We start from the raw sequence: 13,231 nt of genomic DNA, 5'->3' as shown, positions 1-13,231 counted from the left end.
AAGTTTCCACTTGACAATCATGGACCTCAGTTGACCTCGGCTGTTAACTCTCCCTAAGATCACGATGAAATTTCGGGCATCTTGGCGATTCGGAAGGCCGTATTTTCACCCTGTGGTGGCGGTCTTTCGGGGTGTTCATGCTATGCGCGTCTCTCTTTTTAGAGGAAAGGCAATGGTGGCGGAAACAAAGCGGCTGCAAAACGCGCTTGAAGCGCTTGAGAAGGCGCTTTCGGGCCTGGAGAGCGCCGTCGACGCCCGCACGGAAAAGCTCCAGAACCGTGAAGACCTCGAAAACGAGGTGCGGATCGTGCATGAGGACCGCGCAGGTCTTGCGCGCGAACTGGACCAGGCGCAGTTTCGGGCAAACCGGCTGGAGGAAGTCAACCGCGAAGTCTCCCGCAGGCTGGTCACGGCCATGGAGACGATCCGCTCCGTTCTCGACCACGAAAGATAGGCCGGAAAAGAGGAAGAGATGGCGCAAGTCACCGTCAATATTGATGGCAAGGCCTATCGCATGGCCTGCGAGGCGGGGCAGGAGGACCACCTGGTCGATCTCGCCGCCCGGTTCGATTCCTATATCGGCAATCTGCGCGGCCAGTTCGGCGAGATCGGCGACCTGCGGCTGACGGTGATGGCGGGCATCATGATCATGGACGAGTTGCACGACCTGCAAGCCCTCGTCGATGCCAATGCAGCCGAGCTTGAGGACCTGCGGGCCAAGGCGGGGTCCGCGGACAGCGCCCGCGCCGCCCATGACGACGAGATGGCGGCCGTGCTCGAAAATCTCGCCGATCGACTGACGGGCCTTTCCCGAAAGGTTTCTGGCGCCGACAAATAGCCGGTTCTCCGGAGGTCCGGCGACGCTTCCGGCGACTTCGGAAAAATCATGGCTGCGGCTTCTTTTCCCTCTGGCAGGCGGAAGGCCAGAGCCTTATATAAGGGGTACGGTCTGCGCTTCTCGACAGGAATCAACGAATCCCCGGGGCCTTACTCGATCCTAAGGGAGCTGTCCCTGACCTCGCTCGTGGGCTTGGTTATATGGCGCCCACCTACTTCTGTAGGCGCCCAGGATCCAACCGATTCCATCGGTCGCCGTGGACCGACTGTTTTTATGTGACGCAGGCAGGACATGCGTGTGAACGACGTGCCAGACAGCAAGCCGGACATGCGCAACCGCAGCCTCAGACGCCGGGATGCGCTGACGGCGGAAGAGCGCCGCGCGAAAAGCCTGGCGATCGCCACGCACGGTGCTGAGGCGCTTGCTCCCGAGATTTCCGGAAAACGCGTCGCCGGTTATCACCCCATCCGCTCCGAGGTCGATGTCGGCCTGCTCATGGCGTTGCTGGAAAAGGCCGGCGCGGCGCTGGCGCTTCCCGCCGTGATCGATCGCGAGACCATCGTCTTTCGCAGCTTTCGTTCGGGCGAGGCGCTCGTTGCCGGCGGCTTCGGCACCCGCGCGCCGGGCGAGCAGGCAGCCGAAGTCGATCCCGATATCCTGCTGGTGCCGCTTTCCGTCTTTGACGAGACCGGCAACCGCATCGGCTATGGCGCCGGCCATTACGACCGGGCGATTGCGCGCCTTGCCGGGCGCGGCAGAAGACCGCTTCTCGTCGGCATCGCCTTCGATCTTCAGGAAGTCCCTGCTGTTCCCGCCGAACCCCATGATGTGCCGCTCGACGCGATCATCACCGAAAGCGGTTTCCGGCGGACGGAAAACCGGGCCTGAACCGTCCTTTCCGGCGTGTTTTCGACAAAAACCATTTGCATGAAAGCCTTGGGGCGTTAGAGCCTGTCTGCACGAGTGCCGGAGCGCCGAGGGTTCCGGCATGCGCCGTACGGGACAGATTGGATTTTTCATGCGTTTGCTTTTTCTCGGGGACATGGTCGGCAAGACGGGGCGCAAGGCGGTGTGGGACCGCCTGCCGGGCCTCATCAGCGATCTGAGGCTCGATTTCGTGATCGTCAACGGCGAGAATGCCGCCGGCGGCTTCGGCATCACCGAGACCATCTTCCAGGAAACCATCAATGCCGGCGCCGATGTGGTCACCACCGGCAACCACGTCTGGGACCAGAAGGACGCGATCATCTTCGCCGACCGGCACGAGCAGTTCCTGAGGCCCGCGAACTATCCGGCCGGAACGCCGGGCAGGGGCTCGAGCATCCATTACGCCCGCAACGGCGCGCGCGTGCTCGTCGCCAACATCATGGGCCGCGTGTTCATGCATCCCGAGCTTGATGACCCCTTCAAGGCGGGCGAGGACATTCTCGGCGCCTGCCAGCTCAAGGACCAGGTGGACGCCATCGTCTTCGATTTCCACGCCGAAGCCACCAGCGAGAAGCAAGCTTTCGGCCATTTCGTCGATGGTCGCGCCAGTCTCGTTGTCGGCACCCACACCCATGTGCCGACCGCCGACTGCCAGATCCTCAACGGCGGAACCGCCTATATGTCGGATGCGGGCATGTGCGGCGATTACGATTCCTCGCTCGGCATGGACAAGGAGGAACCGCTTTCCCGGTTTGTCTCCAAGATGAACAAGTCCCGCTTCGAGGCGGCGACCGGCCCGGCGACCATCTGCGGCGTCGGGGTCGACATTTCTGACAGGACCGGCCTCGCCGAGAAGATTGCGCCGCTTCGCCTCGGCCCGAGGCTTTCCGAAACCGTTCCGGACTTCTGGCTTTAGCACCCGCGGCATAATGCGCATGTCATATTCGTACTGAATAAAGCGCTTTCGCCGGGGCGACAGCCTGCCTGACAGTCGCCGGCAGGACGAAAGCGGGACCAGCACGGCATGAACTTCCTCAATACGTTTCAGCTTTTTCCGATCCTCGACAGCGCGCTCAGCCTGATCATCGGCTTCATCTGCGGCACGGCGATCGGCGCGGAACGGCAGTATCGCCAGCGCAGCGCCGGCGTGCGCACCAATGCGCTGGTCGCCATCGGTGCGGCGGCCTTCGTCGATCTCGGCCAGCGGGTGGCGGGAGATGTCGAGGCGGTTCGCGTCATCTCCTACGTGGTCTCCGGCATCGGCTTTCTCGGCGCCGGCGTGATCATGAAGGAGGGCTATAATGTGCGCGGTCTCAACACGGCCGCTACGCTCTGGTGCTCGGCCGCCGCCGGCGCCTGTGCGGGCTCCGACATGCTGGCGGAAGCGGTGCTCGTTACGATCGTGGTGCTCGCCGCCAATACCCTGCTTCACCCGGTCGCCGACCGCATCAACCGCCTGCCGCTCAACCCGAACGCCGGCGAAGCCATGTTCGTCGTGCGCGTCGTCACCAGCCAGGACAGGATCTCCGCCGTGCGCCGCCAGCTCTTCGAGGAACTCGACCGCGCGCGCTATCCGGTGCGCGACATCGAGATCGAGGAGCGCGAGGATGGTCTGGTCGAGATCGGCGCCACCCTTGTGCGCACCGCCGTCATCCACTCCGAGATTGATACGCTTGTCGCCGGCATGGTCAGATGGCCGGGCGTTGCCAACGCCTATTGGGAGAACGAGGCGGCCGACTGAGCGGCTTCGGCGCGACAAAACGCGCGCGAGCGATGATTGCATCCAAGGCGTGTTTTTTCTGACATGATCGCGGCATTGTGGCATTCTTGCCCTTCCGTCCGGCCTGTGCCAGCGAAGGCCGACGTCTGCGTCGCAGCGGTTTCGACAAGGCGCGCCGCGCGAGACGGCGTTGTGGAGATCGACCGACGACAGGCGGGAGCTTTGCCCGGCAGGCCTCGCGCTTGACAAATGGAAAAGCCTGTTTTCAACATTGAACAAACGATTGTCTAGGCCGTAATAACAGCTCTGGAGGGGAATCGGATTGCCGGTTTCGAGCATGCGGCAGGGTCTCCGTTGACGGTGACCCGGCTTGACGCGTTTGAAAAAGGGAGGAAAACAATGTTGAAATGGACAAGCAAGCTTGTCGGCTGTCTCGCGGCGGCCGCTATGGCCTTGGCGGGAGGCGGCGCGCTGGCGCAGAGCGACTATCCGACCCGCCCGATCACATTCGTGGTTCCCTACGCGGCAGGCGGAGCGACCGATGTTGCCGTTCGCGTCATCGCGGAGGCGATGGCAAGGGATGTCGGCCAGAACATCGTCGTCGTCAACAAGGCGGGCGGGGGCGCGACCATCGCGGCGAAAAGCGTCGCGGAAGCGGCGCCGGACGGATATACGGTGCTTGTGGCGGTGGCGGCCAATCTGATCACCAATCCGATCATTCTGGATAATGTCGGCTACGACCCGATTGCCGATTTCGAGCCGGTATCCCTGCTCAGCGCCAATCCCGTCATCCTTGTCTCCTCGAAAGAGTCCGGTTTCACGACGCTCGGGGAGGTGATCGAGGCTGCCAAGGCGGATCCGGGCGTCATCCCGGTCGCGTCCTACGGCATCGGAACGCCCAGTCATCTCGCCATCGAGTTGCTCGAGGCGCAGGCGGGTATCGACCTGATCCATATTCCGTTCAACGGGGGCGCGCCGGCCCAGACCGCACTGATGGGCGGTCACGTGCCGCTGATGATGAATATTCTGCCCAGCGAGGTGGAGCCGCTGAAGGCCGGCGAGGTCGTCGGGCTGGCCATCGGACAGATGAAGGAATCCGCGTTCGCGCCGGGCGTGCCGACCTTCTCCGAGGCCGGCGTGAAGGATTTCGAGGCATTGACGTTCTTCGGCCTGGTCGTTCCCGCCGGAACGCCGGGGGAGATTGTCGAGCGGTTGAATGCCGCGGCCCAGATCGCCCTGACCGATGAGAACGTTGTCGCCACGCTTACCCGGCAGGGTATGGCGATATGGCCGACCACGGCTGAGGGCTTCGGTGAGATGATCGCGACCGAAACCACAAAATGGGCGCCGATCATCAAGGCCGCAGGCCTCAAGTAACCCGCGCGCAGGCGGATGACCGTCATCCGCGTCCGGGCGCGTCGGCGGATGAACGTCGCTGTTCTCCGATTGCCGGACGCGCCGAAGGGCAAAGCCGGATCATCAGGCGGTTCGTCTTATCCGCCTGATGATCCCAGACCCTGCGGCCGAAATCCGGCGGCGGGCCCCATCCACGGTTTCAGACAGGTTGTGACACCATGAGCGAAGCTCCGAATATCCTATTTGTCGTCGTCGATGAACTGACGGCCGATATCCTGCCGACATACGGCCACAAGGTCGTCAAGGCCCCGAACCTGACCCGCCTGGCCGAGCGCAGCGTGGTCTTCGACGCGGCCTACGCAAACTCGCCCATATGCTGCCCGAGCCGCGCCTCCATGATGTCGGGACGCCTTGCGCCCGCGATCGAGGCCTGGGACAATTCCACGCCGCTCGGTTGCGATGTCCCCTGCATTCCGCATTTTCTCGGCAATCTCGGCTATGACACGACGCTTGTCGGCAAGATGCATTTCATCGGCCCGGACCAGCTGCATGGCTATGAAAATCGGCTTACCACGGACATCTATCCCTCGGATTTCAGCTGGACCGCCAATGCGAAAATGCCCAGGACGGCGCCCAACATTGCCGGCGTGAGCATGCGTCCCATACTTGATGCCGGACCATGCAAGCGCAATCTTCAGATCGATTATGACGAAGAGGTTCAACTGCTGGCCGAGCAGTATATCTGGGACAAGGCGCGTGACCGGAAGGACAAGCGTCCCTTCTTCCTGACCGTTTCATACACCCATCCCCATCCGCCTTTCGATGCGCCGCAACCATACTGGGACATGTATGAGGATGCGGAGATCGATCTTCCGCGCGTCGGGCCGATCGACCCGGACAGGATGGATCCGTTGAGCCTGCAACTCTACTACAATCATCGCCGCCATGAGATGCCCGTTGCCGAGGAGAATGTGATCGCCGCCAGGCGGGCTTATTACGGCATGGTCACCTGGATCGACGAGCGCATCGGAAGGCTGCTCGACACGCTTGAAGACGCCGGCTTCGGCGACGACACGGTCATCGTCTTCACCTCGGATCACGGCGAGATGCTGGGCGAACGCGGCATGTGGTTCAAGATGTGCATGTTCGAATATGCCGAGCGGGTGCCGTTGTTTGTGTCGTGGCCGGAACGCTTTGCGCCGCGCCGGATCCGGCAGAACGTGTCGCTTGTGGACCTTCTGCCGACATTCATCGATTTTGCCCGCGGCAAACATGAAGAGCCGCTGCCGTGCGAGGAGACCCTTGACGGCCGTTCCCTGCTCCGTTTCCTGCAGAGCGGCGCCGATGCGAACTGGCCCGATCTGGTGATCTCCGACTTCAATGCCGGCGGCTCTCCGGCGCCGGTCAGGATGGTGAAGGAGGGCGCCTGGAAACTGATCCGGATCGGGACCCTCGCCAATCTCCTCTTCAATATCGAGGAAGACCCAGAGGAGCTGCGCGACCGCAGCGCCGACAAGGACGCCGAGGACATTCTTGCCCGTCTGTTATCGCTTTCGGAGCACGGCGGGTATGATCCGGACGTCATCGCACAACGCGTGCTGCTCAGCCAGGAGCGCCGACGTTTGATCCATACGGCCACGAAGGCGCGACGAGCGCCGGTAAGCTGGAACTGGAAGGTCCGGCCGGACGACGATGTGCGGTTCGTGCGCGGCGGCGGGCCGGTTTACGGCGAGGATCCCACGAAGGCGAGGGCCAGGCTCCCGCTCGCCAGTTATATCCCGGAGGAGGCCGAGATCACGGGCTAGAGCGCCGTGCGTCCATTCGGACGCACAAAGGACGCTCTAGCCTATTTTATCTACGCATCGTGCTTTCCGAAAATCAGACCCGATTTTCGGGCCGATGCGCTAGCGCACCGGTTGAACGAGAGGAGCATCAGGCGGCCGTGCCGGCGGCCTGATGCCTGAAGACAGGCATGCGTCGCAAGGCAAGCCGTGCCAGGGGGGAATATGTCTCGGGAGGAACATGATGCAGCGGCCGGATCAAGCTGATTTCATAGGCGGACTTCTCATGGCGGGCATCGGCGTCTTCGCCGCACTTTACGCCCGCCATTATGATTTCGGATCTGCCAGACAAATGGGGCCCGGCTATTTTCCGGTGATCGTCGGCTGGCTGATGGCCGCGCTTGGGGCGGCGATCGCGATACAGGCGGTCATCCGCGGCGGCGAGGGGCTGAAGCCTGCCCTGTTCCCGCCCGCGCTGGTCCTCGGCGTCGTGGTGCTGTTCGGCCTGATGCTGGACCGGGCGGGCCTGGTGCTCACATTGCTGCTGTGCCTGTTCCTGCTGACCTTTATGAGCCGGAACCTGACCCTGGCTGGCCGTCTCCTGGCAAGTGTTGCGATCACGCTCTTCAGCATGGCCATTTTCGTGGGAGGGCTCGGCGTCTATCTCCCGCTCTGGCCGGCGTTCCTCATCAATGGAGGCTGAGGTGGAACTCTTTTCCAATCTGTCGCTTGGCTTTCATATGGCCTTCAGCCTGACAGGGCTGCTTTACTGCTTTGTCGGCGTCTTTCTCGGAACGCTCATCGGGGTCTTGCCCGGCATCGGCGCCCTGACCACGATCTCGCTTCTGCTGCCGCTGACCTTCTATCTCGAGCCGCTTTACGCAATCGTGATGATCGCCGGCGTTTATAACGGCTCTGCCTATGGCGGTTCGACGGCATCCATTCTTCTCAACCTGCCCGGCACCCCGTCTTCCGTCGTCAGCTGTCTCGACGGTCACCCGATGACAAAGCAGGGGCGGGCCGGCGTCGCCCTGTTCATCACCACGATCGCCTCGTTTTTCGGGGCGATGTCGGGGCTCGTTCTGCTCGCGGCCTTCACGCCGGTGATTTCGTCCTTCGGCCTCATGTTCGGGCCGCAGGAATATTTTGCCGTCATGCTGCTCGGGCTGGTGGCCGCCAGTTCTCTGGCCATCAACGGCGCTTTGAAGGGGCTGTGCATGGTGGCGTTCGGCGTGTTGCTCGGCACGATCGGCACCGATGTGACCTCGGGCGTCATCCGCTACGGCTTTGGCATATCGCTGCTGATGGAAGGCTTTGGCCTTGTCGTGCTGGCGATGGGGGTGTTCGGCCTGGCCGAGATTATCGGCGGGGTTCACGGGCGAGAGGGGCGACGGGAGGTCCAAAGCGTTTCGCTGCGCTCGATGCTGCCCACGAAGCAGGACTGGCGCCGGTCGCTGCCGGCCATGGGGCGCGGCGCGGGCTTGGGCGGCTTTCTCGGAGCCCTGCCGGGCGTCGGATCGACGATCGCCTCCTTCATGGCCTACGCGCTGGAAAAGAAGGTTTCACGCACGCCGGAACGGTTCGGTCACGGGGCCATCGAAGGATTGTCAGGTCCGGAATCCGCCAACAACGCCGCAGTGCAGACGGCATTCATCCCGACCCTGTCGCTCGGAATTCCCGGAGACCCGGTCATGGCGCTGGTTCTCGGCGCGCTGATCATCAACGGTGTCCAGCCCGGGCCGCTGATGCTTTCCGAGCAGCCCGCCCTGTTCTGGGGGCTGATCGCCAGCTTTATTAACGGCAACATTCTGCTCGTTATCCTCAATCTGCCGCTTATCGGCATGTGGGTCGCCCTGCTGCGCATTCCCCAAAGCCTCTTGTTCCCGGCGATCGTCGTGTTCATGATCCTCGGCGCCTACAGCGTCAACAGCAATACCGGCGACATCTTTCTCCTGGCCGCTGCCGGCGCCCTGGGCTACGCGCTGTCGCTGCTTCGTTTCGAGCCGGCGCCGATGTTGCTGGGTTTCATTCTGGGGCCGCTGATGGAGGAGGAACTGCGGCGCAGCCTGCTTCTTTCGCGCGGGGACCCGATGACCTTCCTGCACCGCCCGATCAGCGGCGTCGTGCTTCTGATCTGCCTGCTGTTTCTCGCGCTGAATGTCTGGCGCGGCTATTCGCGCATGCGCAGAAAGATCGTGCACAAACGCAGCAAAGGGACGAGCGGGGAGACAGCGGCATGACGGGGAGGATGCGCGTCGCCGCATTTTTTGGGCTGCGATCCGCGATAATGACAAAGTTTCATCGCGGATACTGGAATTCGCTCTCCGGGTTCGGCTAACATACTGCCGGGTAAGTCTTGCTGCAGGGGAGCGCTTGAAAACGTGGCAAAAAGATCGGTTACGCTGGGTGATGTTGCCACGCTTGCACAGGTGGATGTTTCGACCGTGTCGAGGATCTTGCGCGGCGACGAGAGCCAGCGCGTCCGCGATGATACCAAGAAACGCGTTCTTGATGCCGCCGCCCGGCTCAAATACCGGCCAAACGCGCTTGCGCGCGGACTGAGAACATCGAAGAGCTCGACGATCGGGCTCGTGGTTCCCCAGCTCGAAAATCCGGTGTTTTCTGCGATGATCTATGGCGCGGAAGAGGTCTGTGCGCAGAACGGCTATTCGCTGATTATTTCTCACCGGGAGCTTGGCCGGGCCGGCAAATCCGTATCCCACCTGTCGCAGATGAACAGGGTTGACGGCCTGTTGGTCGCGAGCTTCGAAGACGACACGAAACTGAAGGCCGAGCTTCTTGAAGCGGATGTGCCGGTTGTCCTGATGAACAAGTCGCTCGATGGCGTATCGCCAAGCGTTATCTTTGACGGCTGCGCTGCCGCAAAGTCCGCCGTCCAGCATCTCATTGCGCTCGGCCACAGGAGAATAGCCCATCTGAGCGGCCGCGCCGGCGGCATGAATGCGCGGCAGCGCATCGAAGGATACAAGGAGGCGCTGGCAGAAGCGGGCATCGAATTCGACCCCGCTCTGGTTTCGGAAGCCGGCTACACCGTGGAGGGCGGGAAGGAGGCGATGCGGCGGCTGCTCGACCAGGATATGACCGCCGTCTTTGCCGCGACGCTGGTTTCGGCCGGCGGCGCCATGAAAGTCCTGCAAGGCGCGGGCAAGCGGATTCCCGAAGACGTGTCCGTCATATCCCTGCATGACGATGTTTTTGCCGAGTTGCTGACCCCCGAACTCACCACGGTGCCGATGCCGACGGTCGAGCTTGGCCGCATTGCCGCGACGCTGCTGATCAGGCGTCTCTCCGGAGACGAACAGGCCGACGTTGCGCCTTTGCCTCCCGGTGACATCAAGCTGAGGAAATCAACCGGACCGGCATCCGGCGCGCTTTCGTCCGGCAAGATGGCTGGCGCGCGGACAACGTAAAGGCGACGCCCTCGGGCTTTCGTGCGCGAAACAATCTGAAATTGTCGCCTTGCGGCCGGATGTGATTGACAGCAGCGGGGGGTGTCGCTAGTATCGCGTTGAACAAACGATTGTTCGTGAGGATATTGGCCCGTCGGCAAGAGGAAGCTGGCGGCGGAGGGGGGGATTTATGAGCAGGAATCTAGGCGGGGATGAACGGGATGCAATTGTCCCGGCGATGGCGCGAATCGTCGGGAGGGAGCATGTCTTGACCGACGAGGCGGCCCGTCGGGACTACGCCCATGACCGTCTGCCATATGCCAATTTCTGTGCGCGGGAGGGCCGGCTGGCCGGCGTGCTGCCGCGCCTGGTCGTCAGGCCCGGCACGCGGACGGAACTGGCGGAGATCGTCAAATTCGCCTTCGAGAACAAGGTGCAGATCATCCCGTTCGGGAACGGTTCCGGCGTGCTTGGGGGAGCCATTCCGATAAGCCGGGAGATGACGATTGATCTGCGTCGTCTCGACCGGATTTTGTCTTTCGATGCCGAGGATGCGATGGTCACGGTCGAGGCCGGCATGAACGGTGCGGCGTTTGAGCATGCACTCAACGAGAAGGGCTATACCTGCGGCCACTATCCGCAATCCATGGAAATTTCCACCGTCGGTGGCTGGGTCGCATGCCGGGGAGGCGGTCAGGCCTCGAGCCGCTACGGCAAGATCGAGGATATCGTGATCGGCCTTTCCGCCGTCATGCCCGATGGTTCGCCTCTCGTGGTGCGTCCGGTGCCGCGGCGCGCGGCCGGTCCCTCCGTCGCGGACATCCTGATCGGCGGGGAGGGAGGGTTTGGAATTGTCGACACCGTTACCCTGCGGATCTACAGGAAACCCGAGATCGAGAGCGGCGTGACCCTTGCTTTTCCGACGCTGGCGGCGGCGCTTGATTGCGCCCGGGAGATCATGCAGACGGAAATCCGTCCGCAGATCGCCCGAATTTACGACGAGGCCGAGAGCAGCGAACGGATGGAAGGCCTGTCCGGTTTCGACGATCATCCGATTCTTGCGATCTATGCCTTTTGCGGACAGGCGCCTCTGGCCGGCGCCGAGGAGGAAATGGCATTGGCCATCGCCAGGAGGCATGGCGCGATCATTGCCGACAATGAGCCTTACCGTCATTGGAAGAAGAACCGCTTCTTCGTCTATTCCCAGGTCTGGCAAGCCAAGGGCTATTACAACGACACGATAGAGATCGCCGCCAGATGGTCCGTCCTGCCGTCATTGTACGAGGCGATCAGGGCGAAGGTGAAGGAGATATATCCGTCGACCTATTTCGGCGCCCACTGGTCCCACATCTATCCCGAGGGCGCCTGCCAATACATGACGATGCGCCTGCCGCCAATGCCTTCCGGCGAGGCAATGCGCATTCATGCACGGCTCTGGGAGTGTGCCGAAACGCTGGCGCTGGACTATGGCGGAACCATTTCGCACCATCACGGCGTCGGCATCTTCCGCAATGCGTGGCTGGAACGCGAACTCGGCGGAGGCCTGAAGCTGCTGCAGTCGCTGAAGGCGGCGATCGACCCCGACAATCTTATGAATCCGGGGAAGGTCGGCATGAAGGCGCCCGACGGCGCCGTGAGTGTGCCCCATGGCTGACCGCTCCCCGGGCGCATCCGCTTTCGGCCTTCTGGGCATCGATCTCGGTGCGGGCTCCCTGAAATCGACCCTGATCGGGCTGGATGGCGCCGTCCTTGCCGAAAGCAGCGCGCCGATCAGAACAATGTCGCCCCGTCCAGGGTGGAGCGAACAGGCCCCGGGCGAATGGATGGAGGCTCTCGCCAGAACCACGCGGGAAATCGTGGGCCAGGCCGGAAATGCGGAAATCGGCGGTGTCGCGATCACCGCCGGCGCCCACACGCAGGTGCTGGAAGACGCCGGCGGCAACGTGATTCGCCCCGCCATTCTCTGGAACGACCAGCGCGCCGGGGCCGAGACGGAGGAGCTTCGCCGGCAGGCCGGAGCGGATATTCTTCGCATCGCCGGAAACAGCGTGAACCCGACCTGGACATTGCCGCAGATGCTCTGGCTGAAGCGCAACGAGCCCGATGCGTTCACGCGCTTCTCCAGGCTATACCTTGCGAAGGACTGGCTGAGAAAGAATCTCACGGGCACATGGGAGACGGACCCGATCGACGCCGTGGGCACGTTGATGGCATCCGCGGACGGAAAATCCTGGTCCGCCGAGCTTTGCGACATGATCGGCTGGCCGCTGCATACCTTGCCCCCGATCCGGCCGACGCTCAGCGTTTGCGGATGCGTGACCGTGCAGGCGGCCTCCCTCACGGGCCTGAAGCCCGGAACCCCCGTTGTTTGCGGGGCCTCCGACACCGCTGCGGAAACGTATGGCGCCGGAATGCTCGAGGAGGGGCTGGGCGTCGTCAAGCTTGCCACCGCCGCGACCGTCAGCCTGCTGTCGCGCCGCCCCCGGCCCGAGGCAACCGTGATCAACTATCCGCATATCGTCCCCGAGGCATATTATACGATCGCCGGCACCAATTCGTGCGCCTCGGCCCATGACTGGCTTCGGCGGATTTTGACCGATCAGCGATCGGGGGGCGAGGGGAGTGGCTTCGGCGATCTGGACAGGGAAGCGGCCAGCGTGCCGGCGGGCGCGGAGGGTCTTTTTTTTCACCCCTATCTCAACGGCGAGCGCAGCCCGCATTGGGACCCGCTCCTGAGGGCCGATTTTGTCGGTCTCGGCTTCAACCATTCGCGCGGGGCTCTGGTCCGCGCGCTTTACGAAGGGGTTGCCTATTCCCTGCGGGATTGCCTGAACGCCTTTTGCGCGCTCGGCCTGAACATGAAGGCCGCGCGTCTTATCGGCGGGGGCGCGAAAAGCCGGCTGTGGTCGCAGATCGTCGCGGATGTGCTGAACATCAGGATCGAGTTGCCGGCCAACGGCGACGCGTCTTTCGGCGCGGCTTTGATCGCGGGCATCGGCGTCGGCGTCTTCCCGGACCCCTATTCCGCCGCGCAGGTGATCGGCGTCAGGGATACGATCATGCCGGAACCCTCACGGGCAGCCTATTATGCCGAGGGTTTCAGGACCTATTGCGATATCCAGAAGGCGCTCGCCCCCATAAACCACAGACTCGCCGAACTCCGGGGCCTGGCCCCGGGCTGATGCCGGCGTTTTCACTT

12 protein-coding genes and 1 other RNA gene are annotated in these 13,231 nt (G+C 62.8%); all 13 read left to right on the top strand.

Translation table 11 applies throughout. From position 1 onward, the window contains the following. Window positions 1–172 precede the first annotated feature (172 nt). Complete coding sequence (locus tag JET14_RS16300) at window positions 173–454, top strand: DUF4164 domain-containing protein (RefSeq protein WP_200334850.1); 282 nt, start codon at window positions 173–175, stop codon at window positions 452–454. An 18-nt stretch (window positions 455–472) separates the two neighbouring features. Further along, window positions 473–838 (top strand): cell division protein ZapA, encoded by a 366-nt coding sequence (locus tag JET14_RS16295; RefSeq protein ID WP_200334849.1) that lies wholly within the window; start codon window positions 473–475, stop codon window positions 836–838. Window positions 839–943: 105 nt separating this feature from the next. Further along, a non-coding RNA gene (ssrS, locus tag JET14_RS16290) (6S RNA) lies at window positions 944–1,105 on the top strand. Between the two features lie 60 nt (window positions 1,106–1,165). Continuing rightward, window positions 1,166–1,726, top strand: a complete 561-nt coding sequence (locus JET14_RS16285; RefSeq protein ID WP_200338135.1) for a 5-formyltetrahydrofolate cyclo-ligase — start codon at window positions 1,166–1,168, stop codon at window positions 1,724–1,726. A 130-nt stretch (window positions 1,727–1,856) separates the two neighbouring features. Beyond that, the gene (locus JET14_RS16280) at window positions 1,857–2,681 is read left to right on the top strand and encodes a TIGR00282 family metallophosphoesterase (protein ID WP_200334848.1); all 825 of its coding nucleotides are present in this window, start codon (window positions 1,857–1,859) and stop codon (window positions 2,679–2,681) included. Between the two features lie 108 nt (window positions 2,682–2,789). Next, complete coding sequence (locus JET14_RS16275; RefSeq protein ID WP_200334846.1) at window positions 2,790–3,506, top strand: MgtC/SapB family protein; 717 nt, start codon at window positions 2,790–2,792, stop codon at window positions 3,504–3,506. Between the two features lie 378 nt (window positions 3,507–3,884). Further along, the gene (locus JET14_RS16270) at window positions 3,885–4,862 is read left to right on the top strand and encodes a Bug family tripartite tricarboxylate transporter substrate binding protein (RefSeq protein WP_036236999.1); all 978 of its coding nucleotides are present in this window, start codon (window positions 3,885–3,887) and stop codon (window positions 4,860–4,862) included. Window positions 4,863–5,059: 197 nt separating this feature from the next. Then, complete coding sequence (gene betC, locus JET14_RS16265; protein WP_200334844.1) at window positions 5,060–6,646, top strand: choline-sulfatase; 1,587 nt, start codon at window positions 5,060–5,062, stop codon at window positions 6,644–6,646. 262 nt (window positions 6,647–6,908) lie between these two features. Next, complete coding sequence (locus JET14_RS16260; RefSeq protein WP_200334843.1) at window positions 6,909–7,325, top strand: tripartite tricarboxylate transporter TctB family protein; 417 nt, start codon at window positions 6,909–6,911, stop codon at window positions 7,323–7,325. 1 nt (window position 7,326) lies between these two features. Continuing rightward, a complete protein-coding gene (locus tag JET14_RS16255) occupies window positions 7,327–8,862 on the top strand; it encodes a tripartite tricarboxylate transporter permease (protein ID WP_246750352.1) in 1,536 nt (511 codons plus the stop codon). 141 nt (window positions 8,863–9,003) lie between these two features. After that, entirely contained in the window at window positions 9,004–10,053 is a 1,050-nt protein-coding gene (locus tag JET14_RS16250; protein WP_246750351.1) for a LacI family DNA-binding transcriptional regulator, read from the top strand. A 247-nt stretch (window positions 10,054–10,300) separates the two neighbouring features. After that, window positions 10,301–11,686: an FAD-binding oxidoreductase gene (locus JET14_RS16245; RefSeq protein ID WP_200334841.1), complete on the top strand. Its 1,386-nt coding sequence runs from the start codon at window positions 10,301–10,303 to the stop codon at window positions 11,684–11,686. Beyond that, window positions 11,679–13,214, top strand: coding sequence for a xylulokinase (locus tag JET14_RS16240; RefSeq protein ID WP_200334840.1), 1,536 nt, complete (start codon window positions 11,679–11,681; stop codon window positions 13,212–13,214). Before JET14_RS16245 ends, JET14_RS16240 begins: the two co-directional genes overlap by 8 nt. The last annotated feature ends 17 nt before the right edge of the window (window positions 13,215–13,231 follow it).

It is taken from the genome of Martelella lutilitoris (assembly GCF_016598595.1).
GTDB classification, from domain to species: Bacteria; Pseudomonadota; Alphaproteobacteria; order Rhizobiales; family Rhizobiaceae; genus Martelella; species Martelella lutilitoris_A.
Note: the sequence above shows the minus strand (reverse complement) of the source record. Positions and strands in the feature narration are given on the sequence as shown.